This is a genomic window from Dyadobacter sp. HNCC25DJ184, from assembly GCF_056895215.1.
Map to the genome: position 1 here is coordinate 1 of NZ_JBXHAQ010000017.1, position 24648 is coordinate 24648.

Annotated in this window: 20 protein-coding genes and 1 pseudogene; 8 read left to right on the top strand and 13 right to left on the bottom strand. The window is 43.1% G+C overall.

Features of this window, described 5'->3' with window-relative positions:
- The 3 genes and pseudogenes from AC1XUD_RS21835 to AC1XUD_RS21845 all read right to left on the bottom strand — a co-directional run.
- Nucleotides 1-243, bottom strand: a pseudogene (locus AC1XUD_RS21835) (sterol desaturase family protein); the annotation flags it as partial.
- 140 nt (nucleotides 244-383) lie between these two features.
- Nucleotides 384-815, bottom strand: a complete 432-nt coding sequence (locus tag AC1XUD_RS21840) for a hypothetical protein (protein WP_483363149.1) — start codon at nucleotides 813-815, stop codon at nucleotides 384-386.
- Nucleotides 816-1042: 227 nt separating this feature from the next.
- Nucleotides 1043-1813 (bottom strand): LOG family protein, encoded by a 771-nt coding sequence (locus AC1XUD_RS21845; protein ID WP_483363150.1) that lies wholly within the window; start codon nucleotides 1811-1813, stop codon nucleotides 1043-1045.
- A 122-nt stretch (nucleotides 1814-1935) separates the two neighbouring features.
- On the opposite strand from AC1XUD_RS21845, the gene rpiB reads away from it, so the two are divergent.
- Nucleotides 1936-2367, top strand: a complete 432-nt coding sequence (rpiB, locus tag AC1XUD_RS21850) for a ribose 5-phosphate isomerase B (RefSeq protein ID WP_483363151.1) — start codon at nucleotides 1936-1938, stop codon at nucleotides 2365-2367.
- 236 nt (nucleotides 2368-2603) lie between these two features.
- Here rpiB and AC1XUD_RS21855 read toward each other — a convergent pair whose 3' ends face one another.
- Nucleotides 2604-4019 (bottom strand): hypothetical protein, encoded by a 1416-nt coding sequence (locus AC1XUD_RS21855; RefSeq protein WP_483363152.1) that lies wholly within the window; start codon nucleotides 4017-4019, stop codon nucleotides 2604-2606.
- 158 nt (nucleotides 4020-4177) lie between these two features.
- Between AC1XUD_RS21855 and rbfA the strand changes: the two genes are divergently transcribed.
- Genes rbfA through AC1XUD_RS21870 form a run of 3 tightly spaced genes read left to right on the top strand, consistent with a single transcriptional unit; the run spans nucleotide 4178 to nucleotide 8456 of the window.
- The gene (gene rbfA, locus AC1XUD_RS21860) at nucleotides 4178-4555 is read left to right on the top strand and encodes a 30S ribosome-binding factor RbfA (RefSeq protein WP_483363153.1); all 378 of its coding nucleotides are present in this window, start codon (nucleotides 4178-4180) and stop codon (nucleotides 4553-4555) included.
- Between the two features lie 15 nt (nucleotides 4556-4570).
- On the top strand, nucleotides 4571-5797 hold the full coding sequence (locus AC1XUD_RS21865; protein WP_483363154.1) for an FtsX-like permease family protein: 1227 nt from the start codon (nucleotides 4571-4573) through the stop codon (nucleotides 5795-5797).
- A 40-nt stretch (nucleotides 5798-5837) separates the two neighbouring features.
- The gene (locus AC1XUD_RS21870; protein ID WP_483363155.1) at nucleotides 5838-8456 is read left to right on the top strand and encodes a M1 family aminopeptidase; all 2619 of its coding nucleotides are present in this window, start codon (nucleotides 5838-5840) and stop codon (nucleotides 8454-8456) included.
- Between the two features lie 42 nt (nucleotides 8457-8498).
- Here AC1XUD_RS21870 and AC1XUD_RS21875 read toward each other — a convergent pair whose 3' ends face one another.
- The 8 genes from AC1XUD_RS21875 to tsaE form a co-directional block, all read right to left on the bottom strand.
- A complete protein-coding gene (locus AC1XUD_RS21875; protein ID WP_483363156.1) occupies nucleotides 8499-10106 on the bottom strand; it encodes a MutS-related protein in 1608 nt (535 codons plus the stop codon).
- A 20-nt stretch (nucleotides 10107-10126) separates the two neighbouring features.
- Complete coding sequence (locus AC1XUD_RS21880; RefSeq protein ID WP_483363157.1) at nucleotides 10127-11185, bottom strand: substrate-binding domain-containing protein; 1059 nt, start codon at nucleotides 11183-11185, stop codon at nucleotides 10127-10129.
- A gap of 440 nt (nucleotides 11186-11625) precedes the next feature.
- Nucleotides 11626-12675, bottom strand: a complete 1050-nt coding sequence (locus tag AC1XUD_RS21885) for a 2Fe-2S iron-sulfur cluster-binding protein (RefSeq protein WP_483363158.1) — start codon at nucleotides 12673-12675, stop codon at nucleotides 11626-11628.
- A gap of 4 nt (nucleotides 12676-12679) precedes the next feature.
- Nucleotides 12680-13789: a hypothetical protein gene (locus AC1XUD_RS21890; protein WP_483363159.1), complete on the bottom strand. Its 1110-nt coding sequence runs from the start codon at nucleotides 13787-13789 to the stop codon at nucleotides 12680-12682.
- Nucleotides 13790-13870: 81 nt separating this feature from the next.
- Nucleotides 13871-14467, bottom strand: a complete 597-nt coding sequence (locus AC1XUD_RS21895) for a NifU family protein (protein WP_483363160.1) — start codon at nucleotides 14465-14467, stop codon at nucleotides 13871-13873.
- Nucleotides 14468-14654: 187 nt separating this feature from the next.
- Nucleotides 14655-15059, bottom strand: coding sequence for a hypothetical protein (locus tag AC1XUD_RS21900; RefSeq protein WP_483363161.1), 405 nt, complete (start codon nucleotides 15057-15059; stop codon nucleotides 14655-14657).
- Nucleotides 15060-15221: 162 nt separating this feature from the next.
- The gene (locus tag AC1XUD_RS21905; protein WP_483363162.1) at nucleotides 15222-16448 is read right to left on the bottom strand and encodes an alanine dehydrogenase; all 1227 of its coding nucleotides are present in this window, start codon (nucleotides 16446-16448) and stop codon (nucleotides 15222-15224) included.
- Between the two features lie 222 nt (nucleotides 16449-16670).
- Nucleotides 16671-17117 (bottom strand): tRNA (adenosine(37)-N6)-threonylcarbamoyltransferase complex ATPase subunit type 1 TsaE, encoded by a 447-nt coding sequence (gene tsaE / locus AC1XUD_RS21910; protein ID WP_483363163.1) that lies wholly within the window; start codon nucleotides 17115-17117, stop codon nucleotides 16671-16673.
- Nucleotides 17118-17511: 394 nt separating this feature from the next.
- Here tsaE and AC1XUD_RS21915 point away from each other — a divergent pair, with 394 nt between their 5' ends.
- The gene (locus AC1XUD_RS21915; RefSeq protein WP_483363164.1) at nucleotides 17512-18846 is read left to right on the top strand and encodes a DUF418 domain-containing protein; all 1335 of its coding nucleotides are present in this window, start codon (nucleotides 17512-17514) and stop codon (nucleotides 18844-18846) included.
- Nucleotides 18847-18854: 8 nt separating this feature from the next.
- On the opposite strand, the gene AC1XUD_RS21920 is transcribed toward AC1XUD_RS21915, so the two are convergent.
- On the bottom strand, nucleotides 18855-20147 hold the full coding sequence (locus AC1XUD_RS21920) for a Gfo/Idh/MocA family oxidoreductase (protein WP_483363165.1): 1293 nt from the start codon (nucleotides 20145-20147) through the stop codon (nucleotides 18855-18857).
- A 122-nt stretch (nucleotides 20148-20269) separates the two neighbouring features.
- On the opposite strand from AC1XUD_RS21920, the gene AC1XUD_RS21925 reads away from it, so the two are divergent.
- The 3 genes from AC1XUD_RS21925 (at nucleotide 20270) to AC1XUD_RS21935 (ending at nucleotide 24606) form a co-directional block, all read left to right on the top strand.
- Entirely contained in the window at nucleotides 20270-21223 is a 954-nt protein-coding gene (locus AC1XUD_RS21925; RefSeq protein ID WP_483363166.1) for a sugar phosphate isomerase/epimerase family protein, read from the top strand.
- A 9-nt stretch (nucleotides 21224-21232) separates the two neighbouring features.
- Nucleotides 21233-23329, top strand: a complete 2097-nt coding sequence (locus tag AC1XUD_RS21930) for an outer membrane protein assembly factor BamB family protein (RefSeq protein ID WP_483363167.1) — start codon at nucleotides 21233-21235, stop codon at nucleotides 23327-23329.
- 239 nt (nucleotides 23330-23568) lie between these two features.
- Nucleotides 23569-24606, top strand: a complete 1038-nt coding sequence (locus AC1XUD_RS21935) for a Gfo/Idh/MocA family oxidoreductase (RefSeq protein ID WP_483363168.1) — start codon at nucleotides 23569-23571, stop codon at nucleotides 24604-24606.
- Nucleotides 24607-24648 lie beyond the last annotated feature (42 nt).

The window sequence follows — 24648 nt, forward strand, 5'->3', positions numbered from 1 at the left end:
GGCAAGTTGCTGCTCCTTATCGATGTGTAAACCGCAGGTAGCTCTAAATTCTTTGGGGTTTTTGTAAGTATTGAACAGCATATCCCACCAAACAACATCGCCATAATTGCTGGTATGCTTTTCATATTCACGGTGAATCCGATGCATTTCCGGTCGCTGAAAAATATCGCCTGACCATTGCGGAGTCTTCACTTTGGTATGGTAGAAAAACTCTCCCAATGCGGCACAAAGCGTGTAAATCGCACCCGCCTCTGCATTGAGATCCCTGAATGGTAATAGATTTCATAAAAAAAGAGATTTGAGTGAACAAATAATTGAACACTCAAATCTCTTCTCATTGAATTGCAATTCCTTTGATAAATATCAAAAAGCAATTCAGGAGTTTAAAGAACTATGATACTGTCCTTCGGACATGATACAGAATCTACTTTGGCTACAATATATCGAGGAGCGGGTGCCACGGGTGACTCCAGGTAGCATTCAAGAGCTACATCTTCCTCTTTCGATGGCTTCCGGACAAGCAAATAGATCCGGCGGTTTTCTTTTGCATACTTTTCAGGCAACCCTAATAATCCGATCACGCCTGTTTTTGATATCAGGGAGTCCTCTCCCATCGAATCCAGTGTGTCCTTAGACCAACTGGTTTTTCCAAGTCTATATGCGGAATCCAGCTTTATCGCTGCCACTTCGCATTTGAAGCCAACAATAACGCCGGAAACACACTCCAGTTTCACTTCATTTAGTTCAGTTCCCTTGCAGTTGATCAACATAAAAAGAACAACCATATGTGGCAACATCCGTTTAATCACACCCATTTATATCTTGTTCGTTTTAAAAGTCAATTTTAAGCAGGACGGATAGTCCGGCATGGTTTATCGTTGCAAGTTATGTAAGAAAATATAGACGTGATAATCGAATGAGAAAGTTCTATTTTCGGTATCCCGCCCGAATGCGGCTCAAATGTTCTTGTGAAATTCCCAAATAGGATGCGATGAAACCTAGTTTTGCCTTTGCGTGAAATGTTTGAGACTTTCCGTCCTTCTTAAAAATTAGGCTTGAGCAAATATTTGGAATAAAAGTCATCAATCACCTTCACAGCCTGTTCAGGAGTGTCGACCAGGCTGATCAGCTTCATATCTTCCGGATTGATATTCTTTTCGTTCAGCATCGTTGTTTTGATCCAATCGATTAGGCCTGCCCAGAATTGACTTCCCACGAGCACAATAGGGAATCTACCGATTTTCTTGGTTTGAATGAGCGTCATCGCCTCGAAGAGTTCATCCAGCGTTCCGAATCCGCCCGGCATAACAACAAACCCCTGAGAATATTTCACAAACATCACTTTACGAACAAAGAAAAAGTCGAAGTTCATAAACTTGTCAGAATCGATATAGATATTGCTATGCTGCTCAAAAGGGAGCGTGATGTTCAACCCTACAGACTTACCTCCCTGTTCTTTTGCGCCTTTATTTCCCGCCTCCATGATTCCGGGTCCTCCGCCCGTGATCACACCATATCCGTGGCGTACCAATTTTGCGGCAATATCCTCGGCAATTTTATAATATGGATTGTCCGGAAGCGTCCTTGCGGACCCGAAGATTGAAACACAAGGGCCGATTTTAGCCAGCTTGTCAAAGCCTTCAACAAACTCAGCCATCACTTTAAAAACTACCCACGAATCAGCACTTTTTATCTCACTCCAGTTTCGATCTTCAAATGCTTCCTTTATCCTTTTTTCATCTTCCGGTACCGCAGGGTTTAAAAGAGATACGTCGGTAAGCTTATGTTCTTCATTGTTTATTTCGTCACTCATACTTCTGAATTCAGTTGTGTTGTTGATTTTGATATTACCTTTGCCGAAAAATAAAGTCTCGTAATTCACAGTCCGTCGCACGAACTCTATTTATAAAGGCAGTCACAAATAACAAAAAAGTAATGAGAAAAATTGCAATTGGCTCGGATCACGCGGGCTACGAGTATAAGGCCCCGATCACCGAATGGCTAACCGAAAAAGGCTTTGAGGTTAAGGATTTTGGTACTTATAGCGCCGATGCTGCCGATTACGCCGATTTTGCGCACCCGGTTTCGTCAGGAGTTGAAAGTGGTGAATTTGAGAAAGGTATATTGCTTTGTGGAAGTGGTCAGGGGGTTTGTATTACTGCTAACAAGCATCAGGGAATCAGAGCTGCGCTCGTTTGGGATCCGGAAATCGCGGGTCTTTCCCGTCAGCATAATGATGCAAATGTGATATGCTTCCCTGTGCGGTTTATAGACCTTTCTGTGGCTCTTGATGCACTGGATCAATTTCTCAAAACAGAATTTGAAGGAGGCCGCCATCAGACGCGTGTGAATAAGATAGCTTGCTGATTATGAGTTAGTGAAATCTAATGTTGAATGGGTGAATGTTGCGAGCGGTAAGTTTGCGGCTTTTGGTATAAATATTGAAAATGGGAAATGCCGTCGATCATAAATTGGCGGCATTTTTCTGTTAACGCAGGCCGTTCGAAATTAAAAACTCCGCGCGACTCTGTGGGAATTTCTCCATACCCCCTGTTTAACTTCGACGCAAGACTAAAAGCTAATCGCTAACAGCTAATAGCTCACTACACCCCTATCCGCTGGTATATTCCCTTCCACGGGCTTAAGGTATATTGCTTTTTCAGCGCAGGAACTCTCAGCAACAACTTTGGCATAATCCCCTGTTTGTCAATCACATAATCAGGTGGATCTTTCCGAAAATTGTCATATACGTGGATTACGCTGTCGAAATTATCCAAGTGCTCCAAATCGTAGCTTGCCAATTCCCAGTTCAGATACGGGGTTGCTGAAAAGTTATTCATATACTCTCCCGTGTGTTCACCCAGCACCAAAATTCTTTTGTTTTTTATTTCGTCAGGAAGCGAGGCAGATTTCGCCTGCAGATTTTCCAGCCTTCCCATCGGCGCACCAGGTATAAAACCTTTCAACCCCTGAAGATTTATGAGCACGATAATGCCGGCCATGGCCATAAACTGTAGTTCGTCCGACCAGCTGTTTCTTTTAAAGCTCTGGAAGTAATGCGTGGCAAAAAACGTCACTGGCGGTAAAAAAATCACAAATTGCATTGGCGCCAGATACTGCATCAACGGAATCGTGAATACAGCTATAATAAACCAAAGTGCCATTACCTGCTGGATACGGGTCTGGTAATTGACAAATCTGAGGGATGTGAATATGCGGGTATAACCCATCACCGCCGCGCAAAGTGGAAGAAAAAGCGAGGCAAACAGCGACGTAAAATCATTCAGATTATACTGTTTCACCTGAAAAACGGAGGTCAGCAAGTTTCTGTTCAGACTCTCGACACCGTCGTTCATATAGAAGAAAAGCAGCACCATCAATACCGGAAATACGGATCCAAATAGCCCTAGTAGGTGCTGACGAATAGAGGCGCCCGTGTAAAAAAGCATGGACAAAAATGCCCATACCATAAACAATGTTGCAGGTAAATAAAACAGTGTTGCCACACCGATATATATACCTAACTCAAATATGAGAGGAGAAACCTCGCGCCGGATGATAATTTTGACCACTGCACCAAAGGCAAAAAGCAAAAACGTGGTGGCCATGAGCATGGGTGATAATGTTCCCAAATCAAAGGATATATTGAGAAACAATGCATAAAGCGCACCTGGCACAAACGACCTTTCCGGAAATACTTCCCGTGAGTGGATGATATAGTTAAAATATAAAACCTGTATTAACCCAAGTGCCGTTGCGGCTAACTGAAATGCCAGTTGCGATCGGCCGAAAAGTGAATCGATGAGCCAGTAAGTCATTCCTGAAAACGGACTCACATTATCCCAAACGTCACGATAAAGCATGAAACCGTGACCCATCTGCTCTCCCACCAGCATCCAGCTAAGTTCGGGAACGAGAAGCGGGGCTCCGCCCAGGAAAAAAGGAACCCTCAAAAGAAGAAAAAACACGATCAGGCTGATGTTCTGATACCGCGCATTGACCCGAAAAAAACTAAGCAAAGGGTTTTAAATTTTGAGGCTAAAATCAATTAATTTACCGAAATTACGACTCCGGGATTAACAAAAACAAAATTAGTACGGATATTTGTTGTTATTTAAATAGTAGCCATAAATGATATTCAAGAAATCGCGAGTGGTTGCAATCAGCATTTTGTAAAATGGAATCGAAAAGACAACAAAAGGTAGGAAGGCAGATACAGAAAGATTTGGGGGAGATCCTACAAAAAGATGCGCAACATCTCATCAGCGGTTTCATCGCGACCATTACGGCAGTACGAGTTACACCGGATTTGGGTATTGCAAGAGCGTATCTTAGTTTTTTACCGGAAAAAAATAAGGAATTCGTACTTAAGTCTATCAAAGAAAATACCAAGTTTATCCGTCAGAAACTGGCCGAAAGGGTTAGACATCAGCTAAGAATTGTGCCTGATCTTCAATTCTATATGGACGACACTGCCGAATATGCCGCTAAAATGGATCAGTTGTTTTCTACGATCGAAATTCCTCCGGCCACACCGGACGAGGACGATAACTGAAACGAGTAGGCTCAAATGAATCTTCCGTATCGTATTGCAGTTCGCTATTTCTTCTCAAAAAACAAACGCAGCTTTATCAGTCTGATTGCCAGGATCGCCATGGCAGGTGTCGCAATCGGAACGATGGCCCTTGTGGTTGTACTTTCCGTTTTTAACGGAATGGAAGAACTGAACCGCAGTATCTTTAAGACTTTTGATGCTGACATCACCATATATCCTGCGCAGGGCAGGCGCTTCACAATTTCAGATTCGTTGTTAAAAATAGTATCGTCAGCTGACGGAGTGAAGCTCGTCACTCAGGTAATAGAAGACAACGCGCTTGCCGTTTACAATAACCAACAGAGTATCATCAAATTAAAGGGCGTAGATCGCACTTTCATTGAAAGAAAACAGCTGGATACTGCCATTATCGAAGGCTCATTGCAGCTTTATGGCACTAACGGAACACCTTTTGCACTGATGTCCGAGGGAGTTAGAAATTCACTATCAATTTCGCTTCGTGATATCCTGATTCCTCTTGAACTTTTATATCCGAATACCGGGGCCAAAAATATCAACCTCAATTCTACGGAGGCTTTTAATCAGGTATCCGTTAGACCGGGCGGCGTATTTTTCATTGAAACACGATATGACGACTATGTGATCGTGCCTCTTGAAGTGGCCGAAAACCTATTGCAATATCACGGACAGCGTTCTTCACTGGAAGTGCAGGTCAAACCAGGTTATTCGGAGAGCCAGGTAAGCCAGAATCTTGGTAAAATATTAGGACCCCGCTTTGTTGCAAAGGACCGTGATTCCATGAATGCGGATCTTCTTCGGGCGATAAGCGTCGAAAAACTTTTTGTTACTGTAACTTTGTCGTTCATAATTTTAGTAGCTGGCATTAATATTTTCTTTTCCCTAAGCATGCTGGCGATAGAAAAAAAGAAGGATATTTCCATGCTTTATGCGTTGGGAGCAACACCATCGCTGGTCAGAAGGATATTCCTGATGGAGGGTGCGATCGTGGCTTTTACGGGTGCAATATTTGGAATTATTGCCGGCATTGCCGTTTGCTGGGCACAAATCCAATACGGTTTTGTATCTATGGGTATGGTTTCCTCGATCGTGGACGCCTATCCGGTTAAATTAATCTGGAAGGATATACTTCTGGCAGGTGCTATTATCGTTATGATTACCTTGGCTGTTTCGTTCGTGCCTGCCCGGCGGGCAGCGCAGTCCGCTGAACCAGGGCGACTTTGATAAACAGGCTTTTTGAACTCATTGACTAATCCATTAATTTATGTCCCCACTTGTAGCGGATATTAATATCAACAAATCAAGGAAAACCCCTTTTTCCCTCTGCGGAGCTTTTTTTTTCAGCTTACTATTTATCGCCAATTCGATATATGCAGGTGGATCAAAGTACACGGCTGATACAACTTACCGTAGAAATCCGGGAATAAAAACGCCGGCCGGGCCATATCGTCCAGAAAGACCAATCAAAAACAACATCCTTCACACGCGTCTGGATGTTTCGTTTGACTGGGACAAACAGCAGGTTCCTGGAAGTGCCGTACTACAATTTAAACCTCATTTCTATCCCCAAAATTCAATTGAGCTCGACGCGAAAGGTTTTGAAATAAAAAGCGTGTCACTATTAAAATCCCGACCTGATTTCGGAGATTTGGAAGCCAAAGAAATCGCAGAGAACGTGGTCAAAAAGCTCGAATACAGCTATGACAAGCGGAAGCTCGTTGTTAAACTTGGGAAAACCTATACCAAAGGCGATACGGTGAATATCAAAATAGACTATATCGCCAAGCCAAACGAACTTCCGAAAGGAGCGGATGGCGACCACCCGACGGAAAAAGGGCTTTATTTCATCAACGCTGACGGTCTCGACGAAGACAAGCCGCGTCAGATCTGGACACAGGGGGAGACTTACGGTAGTTCCTGCTGGTTTCCTACTATTGACGCGCCAAACCAGAAGTTTACGCAGGATATATATATGACGGTCGACAGCTCATACAAGACGCTTTCGAACGGCCTGCTAGTGGCAAGTGATATTACCAACAAAGGCATGCGCCTCGATCATTGGAAACAAACTTTGCCTCACGCTCCATATTTGGCTATGGTCGCGGTTGGTGACTTTGCAGTTGCGAAGGATATGATGCCAAACGGAATGGAACTCAGCTACTATGTCGAACCAAAATATGGTCGCGATGCCCATGCCATTTTTGGGAGAACACCTGAAATGGTCGCGTTTTTCTCGAATATCTTCGGAGTTGACTTCCCCTGGGAAAAATATGCGCAGATAGCGGTAAGAGATTTTGTGGCTGGTGCTATGGAAAATACTACTGCGACTGTGCACGAAGAGGGTGTTCAGAACGACACAAGGTCACTGGTGGATGGAAATTCGGATGCCGTAATAGCCCACGAACTGGCTCATCACTGGTTTGGCGATTATGTAACAGCCGAGGAATGGGGACAATTGCCTCTCAACGAGTCATTTGCGAACTATTCTGAATATTTATGGGCGGAATATAACGACGGAAGAGACGAAGCAGATTGGGATAATTTACAGGAAACAAAACAATATCTTGCCGAATCGGAGACCAAGAATGTGCCCATGATCCGGTATTTCTATAAGAGTGCGGAGGATATGTTTGACAGCCATTCTTACGCAAAAGGAGGTCGGATACTGCATATGCTTCGAAACTACGTCGGTGATGAAGCATTTTACGCTTCTTTGACGACTTACCTGAAAAGCCATGCTTTCGGAACCGCGGAAATTGATGACCTGAGAATAGCATTTGAGAAAGTAACGGGAGAGGATCTGAATTGGTTTTTCGACCAGTGGTTTCACCGTCCGGGACATCCGAATATCAAAATTGACCAGGAATACTCGCAGGCTAACGGTAAGGTCCTCTTGAAAGTAAAGCAACTGCAGGATACGCTGGCAACAACGGTATATCGTCTTCCTTTGAAAGTGGATGTGTGGGTCGAAGGCAAAAAGAGCCGATATGAGGTGCTGGTTGACAAGGCTGCCCAAACACTGGAATTCCCTGCCGCCAAGAAACCAGACCTTGTACTTTTCGATAGCGATGCGCAATTGCTGGGCAATATCGATCATACCAAAGACCGGAAGGAAATGATCTTTCAATACCTTCATGCCGATCGTTTCTTGCCAAAATATGAGGCCCTTGCCCAATTAGAAGGAAAACTGGCTGATTCAACTGTTCGTAACCTGTTGGTAAAAGCGATGACCGACCCGTTCTGGAAGCTTCGTCAAATGGCGGTATCAAACTTTGCGGAATATGACGGCCCGGGGTTTGCAGATATTGAGTCAGTTATTCAAAGTCGGGCTCGTGTCGATGAGCATCCTCAGGTACGCGCTGAAGCATTGATTACCCTCGCATCATATGGCGACAACAACAGCGAACAAATATTTCGCGAGGCACTTTCCGATACCTCTTATCAGGTTGTTTCAGTAGCGATAGACAAATACTTGCTTGGCCTGCCAACGGACGCAGCGGACGTAGCTGCCCGGTTTGAAGCATCACCCAACGACGCCATAGTGACGGCGGTTGGCAACTACTACGCCGGATTGGCCCAGCCGGATCGTTTCGACTGGTTTTTGGAAAAAATGAAGCGTATGAAACCCGCGGAGAAATACAATTTCCTACAGGTTTTCGGGAAATATCTTATCAAATCAAAACAGGATATTCAAAGGAAAAGCATACCGGTTCTGGAAGGTTTAGCCAGAAACAACCCCGCTTATTTTGTGAGGTTTGGCGCGTTTCAGGTATTGGGTTTACTGACAGATATCCAAGGTGTTACCGCTCTGAGGAAAGATATAAAGGCTAAGGAAACTGAGCCGAAGTTAAAAGAAATGTATAGTCAGTTCGGGGAGTTTTGATTTGCGGAACTGATTTGGTTATGAGTATTTAAACCAAATCAATTACTCATTATTCTTATTTCTAAGTTCATAAACCTGATTCGCCAATCGGGTTGCCTCGTCAATTACTTCTTTAGGATAATTATTTAATTCTAAAATCCGTATCGCATTGGTATTGGTTAAGTTACCCTGTTTGATTTTATAGTCAAATACCACACTTCCATTCAGCACAACTTCTGTAAAATGAAATAAAGAAAAACCGTCTAAAAGTAAGTCGGCCAATTCAAGGTCGTGGGTGGCTACTAAGGCAATATTATTCCTATTGTTTAAATACTTCAAAACCGCGCAACCCGATGCGATTCGTTCAACCGTATTTGTTCCTTTAAACATTTCATCGAGCAAGAATAAATTTTGATCTCCCGAATTGCTTTCGTCAAGTAGTGCCTTAATTGCCAACACCTCCTCGAAATAATAACTTTTATCGTTCAAAAGATCGTCTGAAATTCGGATCGCAGAATAAACTTTTGAAACAGAAATATTGAAAACTTTTGAAAAGCAAGTATTTAAAGTTTGCGCAGTAATTGTATTGATTCCAATTGTGCGAATAAATGTGGTTTTTCCCGACATATTGGATCCTGTCAACAACGCAGACTTGTTTCTCAGATTTATTGAATTAGGAACAAATTGATAAATAAGTGGATGGTAAATCTCTACTGCTGCTATTTGCTTTGAATGCGGAACAATATTGGGAAAACAAAAATATGGTAAGTCCTCTCGTAAAAAATTAATGGATAAGGCAGTGTCAATTTCCCCCACAAAATGAAATACCTTTCCAATCTCGACTCTTTTCAAATCAAGTTCATTGAGCACATTATATAATACTAAAGGTTCTATGAGAAATATTGCCTTTATCAATTCAACAAAATATTCTACCGCTACTCCAATCTCACTTTGTAACTTCACCTCCAACTTGAAAAGAGACATTTGAAGTCCAAGACTATCCAACGCCCTGATTGACTCATTTATATCCGGGTATATGGCTTTGAAACTTTCAATGCCAGCAATAGATTTTGCGGCCTGATTCAATCTTAACAGTTGTGGAATTGAGCCGCTATACTGATAAAAATTAATCTTATTCCAGTAGTGAAAGCCAAAATTAACGGCCATTACCAAAATAAAAAGAATAAAAATTTTCGGGAAAATTAGCGACAGTATAATGGACAATAAGCTTGTCATTGAGAGTACAGGAATAATCCAAAACCATTTTGGCTTCTGTATATGATCTCCCAAAAATAGCGACGCGATAAAATGAGCTTCATTTTTGTTTAATGAAGATATTTCAAGCAGTACTTTATCCCGAAAATTCGGATCACTTTTTAAAATTTGAATTACTTTCTCAAATTTTTCGATCCTCCTATTATCGCGTGGAATGGTGCGGAACACCTTGTACAAAAACTGTTGCCCGACTTTAGAACTCGTTCGATCAATGAACATGAAAATCTCATTCATATCCAAATCGTGAAATGTTCGATCAGACACGACTTGATGAAAATCCCTTTTATCACTGAGTTGGAAAAAACGTTCGATTCTGTTAAAATCAAAAGTCCCCTCTTTAGCCTTACCAAAATTGGCTCTTAATTGGTCAATCAGTTTCCCTTTGGAGGTAAACATTTAAATCTATTTGAGTGATTTCACGCCGGATCCAGATAATAATCCAGATTCTCTTTTGTAATAATATCCAATGGCAAAAATTTGATGGGCAGGATTTCTTTACTGAAAACCAAATGATTAGCTAATTGATTAATCCCCCAATATCCCTGACCATGGGGATTTTGATTGATCAGGAAATCGATGACATCGTTGTTAAGATATTTCAAATTTTGAGCAAGCAAATCATAGCCAATCAATTTGATATGTGTAAGTTGTCTCTCTGTAAGATAGTCAGCGATTTCGAAAGCCTTAGAAGTCGTTACATATATTGCCTTAAGCTCAGGATTTCTCTCAATGACTTTATCTAATTGCGAAAAGAATTCGGATTTCTCTTTGAAATAGAATTCTTGGCGGAGCACTTCATAGGTTTCCGTCATTCCCGCGAAATAGTCTTTAAAACCTTCTTCTTTTGAAATTAAATGAGCAGAGTTAGGAATATCCTCGTTTACGTGTGCTACCAGTACGCTACACGGAAACGGCAACCCGTAATTCAAAATTTTGGCAGCCAAAGACCCGCTTCGGTAAGAATCCTGACCAATATAGCATAGTTGGCCTCCACCCTCTATCTGCGTATTAAAAAGCACAAATGGGATTTCCTGCCTCTTCCATTCCTCAAAAAATGGCTTAACCTCCTTAAAAAAAATAGGCGCCATCAATATTCCGTCGGGATGTTCCGCGGTCACCTCCTTTGCTTTCGTAATAAAAGAATTTACATCGTGAGGATCGAAAATATACTCGCTAACCGAAATTCCGTACTGGCGTAGTTCGCGCTCGGCTTTCTCCAACCCATGGCGCGGCGACTCCCAGTAGCTATCCACCTTATCGTCCGGAATCAAGGCGGCCAAATTGTATACCTTTTGCGATTTCAGCGATCTGGCGATAATATTAGGCTCATAATTCATTTCCTGAATAATGGCCAACACCTTTTCCCTCACATCGTCCGCTACCCTGCCCCTGTTATGCAATACCCTATCAACAGTCCCTTTGGACGTGCCAGCACGTTCCGCAATGTCTTTGATCCTGACAATTTTCTTTTTCAAAGTGAAGCAACCAATAATTTACAAGACAAAAACTCTTCATTCCTCAAATCTAACATAGGAAACGAAAGTTTTTTACAACCAACTTACCAAGATAGTGTGTATTTGACAATATCAGGTGGTCCCTTCGATCAATCGAAGTAATTTCATGAAATGTCGTCGTGTACATACCCGAATATACAAAATTCTCTGCGTGCTCGTACACTTTTTTTCAGCTGTCCGCTTGGATATTGTAACACAAGAACTAATTTTGCTACATAAACATTTGCTGAAATATTATTTCAGGACACACTAAATTTCCAGGTCTTTGTTTTTAATCCATTAAGAATAACAAATGTTATCTATTAGCCGCACACTTATCCTGACTGAGTATTCCTAAATTCTGAACACATTTGACATCCTGGACCTGGACCGCGCATAAGTGTAACTGCTTATGCGTTTTTTTATGGGATTCGAACTTCTACCTCATCGCCGTCAACATAAGCTGAACAAGTCAATATCCAGCCTTGTGCCAAATCTTTATCTGTAAGCACCTCATTCACTGTCATATGCAATTTCCCGCTGGTACATATCCCGGCGCAGGTTGAACAGCGTCCGCCTTTGCAGCTGTAGGGCAACTCTATTCCTTGAGCCAACGCAGCTTCCAGAATAGTGCTGTGCGCTGGCACGAGCAGGTTGTGTTCTAAATCTTTGAAAGTTAACTTAATCCAGTGCGGATTTGAGTCGGGAGGCGGTGGTGGCAACGGAATAATTACAAAATTCTCCTTCCTGATCTGATCAGCCGATATGCCCATAAAAATCAGTGAGATTTCAACGGTCCGCATCAATTCAGAAGGCCCGCAGATAAAAACTTTTGCATCCTGAATATCAAACCTGATATGTTTTCCAACTAGATGGACAAGCCGGGAATTATTTATACGCCCCTGAATTCCCGTCCAATCATCGCCTGGTTGACTGTGAATATGCACAATATTGAGCCTGTCCGCATATTTCGTTTTCCACTTATCCAGCTCGTTGAAAAACACCGTGCTTGACTCATTCTTATTGGCATATATTAATGTCACAAAAGTATCCGAGTCCCGGGTAAGCGTTTCTTTTAATAGTGAAAACAAGGGTGTAATACCGCTTCCGGCTCCAATTAATATGATATCATGTGGCCCAGGCGACTGCCCATGGTCTAAAACAAACCGGCCTGCCGCCGCCAAAACTTCAAACACTTCTCCCACTTTTGCGATATCAATCCAATATCTTGACGCCTCGCCATTTGATACTCTTTTCACTGTAATCGTCGGAAACTCATCAACCTCGGGAGCAGAACTGAAAGAGTAAGATCGGCGGACGATATGACCGTGGAGCGGAAGCAAAAAAGTCAGAAACTGTCCCGCGCGATATTCCAGCAACTGACCATCCAGTCGCTCAAAAACGAAGGTTTTTATATCATGCCTCTCGACAATGATTTCTCTTATCCTGATTTTGATAGTCTGATCTGACATAATTTTAAACCTGACCGGCAGCTACTGATCGGTTGTTATTCATCTGGAAAAGCATTTCAAATTCGGCAATCAAGGTCCAGCAATGCGCCTCGCATTGCCAGTGCATATGGAATAACTTAGTTCGTGAAATCTTATACAAAATTGGATTCTCATAAGCAGTCAACAGCCCCGCAATGAAGAAATAGAACTTTTCAAAATCGATGCTTTGGATCTTTTCGATATCGATATGCGCTGTCTCAATGCCAAATCTCAACAATGAGGTACTCAGAATTACCTTATCCATGACAGAGTCGCTATTAGCCAAAAGTCGTTTCGCGTCACTGATCAACTTATCTTTTAAATGTCGCAACGGTTCCGGATCAAATGCTGCCATAAGCCGCATGACATGGTAAATGATCAGCTCACTGCGGGGATATTGATGCGCACAGCGAAACGGAACTGTTAAATAGAGATCGCTTTCAATCACAAAACGTATATATTTCAGACTCGCCAAACCATGTTCGTCAGGTTGCAAACCATATTGATACAAACAATATAAAATGTTGCTCAAAACGCATGCGTCGAACTCGATATACATATTTTTCCCAAACCAGGTAGAATACGCTGGTAGATTTTTAACTTCAGAAAAAGTATTACGAATCCATTGCTTGGACCCATTGGCGTGTAAAGCCAGCTTTTGCCGAAGCCATTCCGCGTCCTCAGCATTCCGCCTACTTGTCAGGTAAATAAATGCAGTGTCGTCCACATCATCGGGTATTCTGAAATGTTCAAAATGCCGGAATATATATCCGTTTGGAAAATGACGAGAAGGTTTTGTTTTCCAAAAATTGTAGGTATCAAGCCCGTCTTTGTTCTGGAAATCTTTGTAATTACCAATTATTGAGGAAGTTATATCGTCAATCAAATTCCTTACATCCCCATCTTCCGATGCTCCTCTAAGCTTTTGAAGCGTAAAACAGATGATGGAAGAAAAGAATATCGTGGTATCCGGCCGATGATAGCCAATTTGCCGGTTTGCCCGGCTGGCAGGGAATATACCCGCCGGAAAATACCCATCGCCTTTCGATTGGAGCGACTTAATTTTTTGTAGCAAGTGGAGAACCCGAGTATTCATTCTCTGCAAACTAATGCATTTGCCTATAAAAAAGAAAGCCCTGCAGGTAAGGCAAGGCTTAAATTCGTTAAGAATCAGATATCAGACTCCCTCAGCGATTACTTCTTTCACGTCAGGCACCATTCTGGTCAGCAGATTTTCGATACCTGCTTTCAGCGTTAAGGTTGAAGATGGGCAGCCGCTGCAAGATCCTTGCAAAAGCACTTTCACTACACCTGAATCTTCATTAAAAGAATGGAAATTGATCGCTCCACCGTCTGATTCTACGGCCGGACGAACATATTGATCCAACGCTGCTTTTATTTTTTGAACCGTATCTGAATCTCTTGAATCAACGATTGTAGTATTTTTATCGATTGTTGATTGTTCGAATACCGGTTGATTTTCTTCAAAATAGATTTTGATAAACTGCTTGGTGTCTCTCATCACTTCATCCCAGGTGATATCATCATCTTTGGTGATCGTGATAAAATTGCTGGCGATAAACACGCGTTTCACGTGGGGAAACTGGAACAAATCCCCGGCGAGCGGCGAAACTCTTCCTTCTTCCAGAGCCGATTCCAATGAAGGATAATCAAATGACAAACCATCCGGCACGAGCTCGAAGTTCAAGACAAACTTCATGGAATTCGGATTCGGACTTAATTCTGTATATACAAAAATGGGACGTTTCAACATAACTCGTAATTGTTTATTGCTTGGGTAACACGATTGAGCATCAATTGGTTTTGGCAGCTGTTGGCTTTTAGCAATTAGCTTTTAGTTTAGGAGAATTAATAAGCACAACTAGCTAATATTCAGTTAATTATCAGCGATTCGTTTTTTTGCTATTTTAGAAAGCCTTTTCAACAACCCGCAACCACGCTTAATCTTCCGGATATGGGACATATATGAATCCTGAGAATTCGCCTATCAGCGCGAAGAGGCAGCAGTATTCATCGGGGTCTTTGTAGTTTTCTTTAAACAAAAGAACAGACTCTTCTCCAATCAATTTCCGTTGAACAAACTCTTCCATGTAGGACGCACGGTAGTTATATCTGTTTTCCAGCTCGGTAGCACCTATTAAAAGTGCTCCGAGATCTACCTCATTATGGGTAATTACGAAAATCGGATTCTCTGAAAAATCCCGTTTACGAATTTGGTAAGACGCTTCCTTTAATTGGTCTGACACTTTTATAAAATCTCCCGACACAAGCCCCATGATCTTGATATTCAACTCAGGCGAGTTGGCGTCATCCATCAGAGCATTTTCATTACTATTATTAATCATTTTTTAGCTGTTAGCTGTCAGCTGTTAGGCATTAGTTCGAAAGTCGAACTAAAGGCCCAAAAATTGGCAGTATTTCTTTCAATTAATTTTTTTTATTCTTAGACAACTGATACATTCCAACGCTGCGGCACTAATAGCTAATTGCTAATAGCCAGCAGCTCCTCACATTCTCGCCGCCATCAACAATGTCAGATCTTTGAAACGCATATTGAAACTTCGGGCGATATGGCTGTTGGTCAAAGTACCCTTATGACAATATACCCCTTTCATAAACCAACGATTGGCATAAATCATTTCCTCGATGCCTCCGATTGTTCCTGTTCTTAACAGAAACGGTAGAAAAACATTACTTAAAGCCGTGCTGGCTGTATGTGCGACGCGGGAGGGAATATTGGGAACGCAGTAGTGAATGACGTCTTTATATTTAAAAACGGGATTATTGTGAGTCGTCATGCGGGAAGTTTCGAACGAGCCTCCCTGATCAATGCTGACATCGATCACGACCGAACCCGGTTTCATCTGTTCGATCATTTCCGTACTTACAACCATCGGACTGAAAGAATTCTCAGCACGCATGGTACCAATTACCACATCTGCCCGGCTGATCGCCTCTGTCAAGGTATCCGAGTCAATGATTGAAGTATATAAATTTTGACCCACAGCATATTTCAGCCGTTGCAGACGGTATATATGTTTGTCGAAAACTTTTACATCAGCCCCTACACCCAAAGCCGCGCGGGTGGCAAATTCAGCAACCGTTCCTGCACCCAGAATCACAATTTTGGTCGGAGGAACGCCTGTTATTCCACCTAAAATCACGCCCCGGCCTCCGTTGGAATTGGAAAGATATTCAGCGGCAATCAATAAAACAGTACTACCGGCGATTTCACCCATCGCACGGATAATCGGCTTGCCGCCCACTTTGTCCTCGATCAACTCATAGCCGATACCCGTGATTTTGGCTTCGTTCAGTTTTTCAAAATATTTCTTTTGGAGCGAAGGCAAATTGAGGGCTGAAATTACCGTTGTGCCGGGCTTGATATGCTTAAATTCCTCCTCAACCAGCGGCTCCACTTTTAATATCAATTTGGCTTCATATACCTCTTTGGGGCTGTGGACGATCTGCGCACCAGCTTCGCTATAATCGTGGTCAGAAAGGTTGGCACCATTTCCTGCACCACTTTCCACCCAAACTTCATGTCCGTTACGCACCAAAAGCCGAACTGCGTCCGGCGTAAGCCCAATACGATTTTCTTGTAAAGAAACCTCCTTGGGCAACCCGATATGTAATGAATTTTGATTTTTCTTCACGGCAAGAAGTGACTCTTGCGGATACAAAACCGACTGTTTCGCCAGTTCCTCAAAACCCTTGATCTGCTGTTGCGCCATGTTTTAGTTTTTAGCTGTCGGCTTTTAGCGGTTAGCTATTAGCTGTGGTTTTAGCTGTTAGCAGTTAGCTATTAGCCCTTAGTTTTTAGTGAAACCGAATTCGTAAATTCCCGTTAACCGTCTATCCGTTAACCCATTACCTTTTCCAACGCGCCCCTTTCCTCCTTCTTCCCTTTCCTCCATTCTCCTTTCCTCCTTCTTCCCTTTCCTCCTTCCGCCCCTTCACCCCTTCCTTCCCACCTTCTCAACCACCAACTCCCTCTCCCCATCCTCATTAAGACTCAGATTCAGCAAAAGGTATTCCAATGGCCAGAGTCCCTCGATTTTTTGCGGCCATTCTACAAAACAAAAATCGCCGGAATCAAAATATTCTTCCACACCAATATCCAAAGCTTCCACTTCGTCCATGATCCTGTAAAAATCGAAATGATAGATCGTTAGCCGATTGCTGGTGATATATTCATTGACCAACGAGAAAGTCGGGCTGTGAACCATTGTTGTCACGCCAAGATTCCTGCACAATGCCTTGATCAGCGTCGTCTTGCCTGCACCCATCTGACCCTCAAAAAACCATATTGGAAACTCTCTCCCAAATTTTAACAACTTATCCGAAACTTCATCCAAATCTGACAGTTCCTTAAATCTAAAGACTTCCACTGCATTGCTCATGCAACAAAAATACCACATTTATGAAACACAAAACACTTTTTTAGGACAGGAATTCGACAGCTTGAATCCTTGAAGGAACAATTAAAAATTACAAATGCAAAAACCTTTGTAATTCCTAAGGTAAGTAAGGCAATTAATATTTTACACAGGATGTACCAAACATTATGAAACAATTAAATTAATGTTTTTCAGTGCCATATCACAAATCAAAACGCAAATGCATAACTCAAAGACAATTTCCGAATAATGATTCCGGTTGCAATTTTCGTTGGCCTCCTTATCTGAAAAAAAGGATGCGCTGACTCTCCGGTATATACTTTTGCCGTTAACTCATTGATATGATAAATAATCAGTTTTATTTTTAACTTTAAATGACTGATTATCAAGCATAAAAATGACCCCTCAGAACTCTTTGCAGACCATTGGGCCAGGCCAGCGTATTCATATTCTTGACGCGCAACGTGGCTTTGCACTTCTTGGAATTCTCTTGATGAATATCCCCTATTTCGGACTTCCGGAAGCCGTCGTCGGTGACCTTACCATTCGAAATGAATTTAGCGGGATCAATTACTACACATGGTGGATAGTCAATTTGTTCTTCGAAGGTTCGATGAGAGGAATGTTTTCATTGATGTTTGGCGCAACGATGGTATTGCTTACCGACAGGCTTTCAACCAAAACATCCGTAGATAGTGCCGCTGAGATCTATTATCGTCGTTTAATATGGCTTTTGCTTTTTGGTCTTTTCAATGCATTTGTCATTATGTGGCCGGGCGATATACTTTATTCCTATTCGTTGTGCGGATTATTTCTATTCCCGTTTCGCCGGATGCAGCCCAAATACCTGTTCCTCGTCGCGGGAATTTTGCTCACACTTTTTATATTCAAACGCACCTACGAAACCGGCGAGCCCCTCAGGTTGCAAAACGAGGCGACAATGCTGATGAAAATCGATTCAACCAAAAGGACTGAGGATCAAAAAGAGGTTATCTCAAAATGGAAAGACTTTCAGGAGAATCATACACTGGCAGCCAAGAAAAAAGCTGTTGAAAAAGAAATCAGGATAGTAAAAGGACCTTTCCCTGAATTCTATTCTTACTATACCGACATCAATATCATGCTCCAGACTACCGATTTTTACCGGAGTGGATTTCTGGATTGCCTTATTTTTATGATTGTCGGTATCGCGCTTTATAAACTGAAAATTCTGACTGGCGAAAGAAGTCTGAAATTTTATCTGATCATGGCTTGTGGCGGATATGCAGTCGCCTTACCGCTCACGTACTGGCATATGCAAACAGTAGTGACCGCGCATTTTGATATCATAAAAATCCTTGGGCACATTAAGATTGCATCATACGAAATTCGTCGATTAGGACTCACCCTGGGGCATATTGGTCTTTTACAAGTAGTATATCAACTTGGATTCTTTCAGTTTGTATACAATGCCTGGGCCAAAATCGGGCAAATGGCGCTAAGCAATTATTTCCTTCAAAATATCCTTTGCGGGCTGTTCTTTTATGGTTTTGCATTTAACCATTACAACGACCTGGAACGATATCAACTGTATATAGTGGTCGCCGTTGTTTGGGTTATTAATTTGATATTCAGCTATATATGGCTTATCTATTTCTTGATGGGGCCTTTCGAATGGATATGGAGGAGCCTGACTTACTGGCATCCCCAACCCATGCGAAAAGCCCGAATATTAGAGAAAAGTCTGATATAATTCTCAACCTAAACCTTCCATTCCTTTTTCATCCGGCGACCTAAAAATGCGTTCGCCTCCTTGTCTTTTTTAAATTCTTCGGCCACTGGATCCCAGGTAAGCGAGCGTTTCAAGCGGTATGCGATGTTTCCAATATTGCAGACACTCGCGGTGCGATGACCGACTTCCACGTCGCATATGGGTGGTTTTCTGGTTTTTATCGCGTTCAGAAAGTCCTTGTAGTGGTTTTCACTGACATATACCCCGTCATTGGTTTCTTCAAAGACTTTATCTTTCATCGTTTCCGGTGTCACTTTCAGATCGCCTCGTGCTACCCAAACTTCGCCGTCACTACCCACAAAATGGCAATGCTGTTTTCCTTCCATCGGGCGATGAATCATTTCGACTCCATTGTCATACTTAAAAACAAGACCTTTTCCAGGCTCGGAATAGATTAGTTCACTCGGACCACTTGCATCCATATTCAATCCCCACTGGGCAATATCAAACATATGGGCGCCCCAGTCGGTCATACCGCCGCCACCGAATTCATCATAATCACGCCATCTCGGCCAAAATGTTGCCGCCATATCCGGCGCCAGTTCGTTGTTATATGGACGTTCAAGACTATTCGGCCCCATCCAGCGATCCCAGTTTAGTCCAGTCGGTAATTCTTCTTTTGCCAAATCCCAAGGTTTCGGAGGGCCCCCAACATTGACATATACCTTCGTCACTTTCCCGATCACCCCATTTCTGACCAAACGGACCGCCTGGCGAAATTCCGGCTGCGAACGCTGCATACTCCCGGTCTGAAAAACCCGGTTATTCTTTCGCGTCGCATTCACCATCGCCCGTCCTTCCTTAACCGTCAGCGAAAGTGGTTTTTCACAATATATATCTTTCCCAGCCTCCGCCGCTCTCACGGCTACAGCCGCATGCCAGTGGTCTGGCGTGGCAATCACAACCGCGTCAATGTCCTTGCGATCAAGCAGTTCTCTAAAATCAGGTATCCCAACAGCGGTAGTATATCTGGTCTCGCCCAGTTTTTCGGCATACCACTTATTCACAGCCGCTACGAATGTATCCTGTTTGATTTTATATACATCCGATGCCGCCACAACCTGCGTTTCCATCGTATCCAGAAAACGATTCCGCAATCCACCGCTTTGGCGCCCGCATCCGATGAAACCAAGGGTAATCTTGTCGCTCGGAGCTATAAAACCTTTTCCTCCCAGTACATGTCGGGGCACGATGGTGAAAGCACCCAGCACACCAGCCGCTTTCAGAAAATCCCGACGCTTTAAGTTTTTGCCAAATTCCATAGTTTCGATCAGTAGTTTTGATAGTACCTGCGCATTACTACTTAAAGAATCCAGTCCGGATTTTTACTATATCGCTGATAACCAATTCCACAGCACACTCAAAGTATTTGAAGCAATAAGATATGCAGGTAAACATTTCAAGAAGAAAATTTCTGGCGAGCGCGGCCATTGCAGGCACTATCACGCCATTAATTCAAGCAAAGTCAATTGGTCAAACAGCTCAAATGAGCAGCGAAGTCCCTAAGGTTAATGTATTTTCAAAACACCTTCAATTCCTCAATTATCAGGATATGACGGAAGCCGCAAAAGAAATTGGTTTTGACGGAATTGACCTGACGATCCGGCCAAAAGGACATGTCCTTCCGGAAAATGTTGAAATGGATTTGCCTCGCGCAGTGGAAGCGATGAAAAAGGTTGGTTTTTCGCCTAATATGTTTTGCTCTGCTGTCGAAGATGCCAAAAATCCCGTTGACAAAAAGCTACTTGAAACTGCTGCTGCTCAGGGATTTAAGTATTATAGAATGAACTGGTATCGTTACGGAAAGGATAAAACAATACCGGAATATATCCGTGAGTACCGGGAAAAAATTACGGGCTTGAGCCATCTCAATAAAAAGCTGGGACTGATAGGATGCTACCAGAATCATGCGGGCCGTATGGTAGGCGCGTCTTTATGGGAAATTTGGGAAATGTTGCAAAAAGCTGATCAGTCGGCTTTGGGAGCACAATATGATATTCGACATGCTACGCTGGAAGGTGGACTTTCCTGGCAAACCGGCTTTGAGTTGATTCAACCCAACATCAAAACCATTGTTGTCAAGGATTTCATATGGGAAAAAACCAATGGAAAATGGGGACCCAAAAATGTTCCTTTAGGCGAAGGGATGGTAGACTTCAAAACTTACTTCAAATTATTAAAGACAACTGGCCCCGACGTACCACTTTGTCTCCATTTCGAGTATCCTCTGGGCGGTGCGGATCAGGGAATGGATAAAATTTCAGTCGAGCCCAAAGTGGTCTTTGATGCCATGAAAAGGGATCTGAAGAGATTAAAAGAACTTTGGGTAGAAGCATAACTGAACGATATGTCGCGGAAAATTCTGGTTCTTTTATTAGCCTCTGTCATTGCGATGGCGTTTTTCTTTCCGGAAAATGAACAAACCGATTGGCCTGAATATAACGGCGATGGCACTCGAAACCACTATTCGCCACTTACGCAGATTAATACTAGTAATCTGGAGCGATTGAAAGTTGTCTGGAGCTACTCCTCTGGCGGTGCGGACAATGTCAATAACAGAAGCCAGATTCAGTGTAACCCGATCATTATCAAAGGTATACTATATGGTGTTTCAGCAGGCACTCAGGCATTTGCCATCGACGCAGGAACGGGGAACGAACTATGGAAAACCGACGTCAAAGACAATGGCGGTACTACGAGCCGGGGTGTTGCGTATTGGTCAGATGGAAAAGATGAACGGATATTTTTTGGTGCAGGTAAATGGCTATATGCGCTGGATGCCAAATCAGGAGTGCCAATTACAACCTTTGGACAACAAGGCAGAATCGATCTAATGGAGGATATTCAACGCCCCAACGCGGACGAATACGTTTTGTCGAATACACCCAATACCATTTACAAAAACCTGATCATAGTCGGGACGCGTGTCAATGAAAATGAAACAGCGCTTCTGGGCGATATCCGCGCGTTCGATACCCGAACCGGAAAGAAGATATGGACTTTTCATACCATCCCGGAAAAGGGAGAATATGGCTACGAAACCTGGTTGAAAGGAAATCCAAGACAACATATCGGCGGCGCCAACGCGTGGACTGGAATGGCCATCGACCGTGAAAGAGGTATTGTGTATATTCCAACGGGTTCAGCTGCATATGATTTTTATGGAGGAAATCGCCCCGGCAATAACTTATATGCCAACTGTTTGCTGGCCCTGGATGCGGCAACCGGTAAAAGAAAATGGCATTATCAGTTGGTCCATCATGACATATGGGATCGTGACCCGCCCGCACCACCGAATTTGATATCGGTAACGCATAAAGGAAAAAGAACAGATGCGGTTTCCCTGATCACAAAGCAGGGTCAGATATTCGTTTTTGACCGAGTGACAGGAAAACCCATATTTCCAATTGTTGAAAAAACGTTTTCGAATGTGTCGGCAGTACCGGGTGAAGTTCCTGCGAAAACGCAACCGATACCAACCCTTCCTGTTCCATTTACAAGACAAGGTTTTACAGAAAAAGATCTGAATCCGTTCGTCGCCGATAGGGATTCACTGATCTCCATTATCCGAAAATCAACGACCGGCTCGCCTTACTTACCGATAGGCATTCAGCGTACTATATTCTATCCGGGAACGGACGGAGGAGCGCAATGGGGAGGCGCAGCGGCTGACGAAGACGGGATTTTATATATTCCTGCCAAAGAAATTCCGGTATATACTTCTCTTATAAAAAAAGAAACACCAACTGGTAAAGCATTAAATGGAAGTCATTTATATCAAAATTATTGTTCCGCCTGCCACGGTGCAGACCGCGCCGGAAATCACGACGGATCTTACCCTTCCTTGCTGACGATAGAGAAGCGATTGACTTCGGGTCAGATTGAACAAATTCTTGCGAAAGGCCGCGGAATGATGCCTTCCTTTGCACATATATCCGAGGGCGAACGTAAAACAATTATCGATTTCATTTCCAACAAGCAATCCGGTCAAAATGTGAAAGTTACTACCATTAGCGAAGTACCTTATCAACACACCGGCTATAACCGATGGTATGACAGCGAGGGATATCCGATCAGCAAGCCACCTTGGGGGACATTGACGGCTGTCGATTTGAATACAGGTCAACATCGCTGGCAAATTCCGTTGGGACATTATCCGGAGTTAACAAAAAAAGGCATCCCGGCCACAGGAACAGACAATTACGGCGGGCCATTGGTAACGGCAAGCGGTATCATTTTTATAGCCGCAACCCGCGACGAAATGTTCAGAGCAATTGACAAAAAGACGGGAAAGATATTGTGGGAAACTAAATTACCAGTCGCCGGATACGCCTCGCCCAGCACATATATGGTGAATGGAAAACAATATATAGTAATCGCTTGTGGAGGAGGGAAACTGAATACTAAATCGGGGGATCGATTTGTGGCGTTTGGGTTGGAATGAGTTTTTTCGGGAGGATGGAGGAAGGGGACGAAAGGAAGGAAGTGATCGCGGGACGGAAGGGAGGAATGGTCAAAAGGTAAATGGGCTAACGGCCTTACTTGGTGACGCTCGCGCTAATTGCTAACAGCTAAGGGCTAAAAGCTCTTTTCCACGTCAATTATTCGCTGTTGCGGCTCTGGGCTTATCGGTTACCTTTGTAAATCTAATACCCTTGACCAGTTTTCAAATATTCAAAAATTATGTCTTCAAGAATTGTCAATGTTGGTTTAATAGGCTTCGGACTGTCGGGGCGGTATTTTCATTCTCCGTTTTTGTCAGTCAATCCACGATTTAAACTAAAAAAAGTTGTAGAAAGAAGTAAAAACGAGGCGCAGGACTTTGATCCTACCATAGAAAACGCCCGTTCGGTAGACGAGCTATTAAGCGACGAATCGATTGATCTGGTTTTCATATGTACTCCCAATGAATCACATTTTCCATACGCCATGGATGCCTTGCAAAACGGCAAACATGTGGTGATTGAGAAGCCATTTGCAGCGACGGAAGATGAAGCTAAACAGCTGGTTGCGGTAGCAAAAGAAAAAGGATTGGTGTTGACAGCATATCAAAACCGTCGTTGGGACTCTGATTTTTTGACTATCAAAAAGATAATCGAAAGTGGCCAGATTGGTGACGTAGTTGAATATGAGTCGCGTTATGACCGGTTCCGCCCGGTCGTTCCTACCGAGTCGTGGAAGGAAAAAGCGGTACCTGTTGGCGGCAACCTATACAACCTTGGCCCACACTTGATCGACCAGGCACTCGTTCTTTTTGGTGCTCCAAAAGCTGTTTCCGCAGACATTCGTTCAGCCAGGCCCAATAGTGAAATCGACGACTATTTTGATGTACGCATGATATATGACGACAAAGTGATTATCCTGAAGTCGAGCCTGATGGTTTTTGAGTCATCCAACCGGTATAATATCCACGGCACAAAGGGTTCGTTCAAAAAAGGAGGGCTTGATCCACAGGAAGAAAGACTAAGAAAAGACCATATGCCAACCGACGAAAATCTGGGTGTGGAACCGGAAGAGCGTTGGGGAAAAGTATATACGGAAGGTTTCTCGGGCGTTGTTAAAAGTGAAACGGGCAATTACATGCCGTTCTATGATAATGTATATGAAGCGATTGTTGACGGAGCAGAGCTTGCCGTAAAACCGGAAGAAATATTAAGAACAGCCCGGGTAATCGACCTCGCTTTTGCCAGCCAGAAAGAGGGAAAAGTAATGAAATACTGACTTTTTAAACGCAGAGTTAGGGGAGTTAGAACGCAGAGTTAC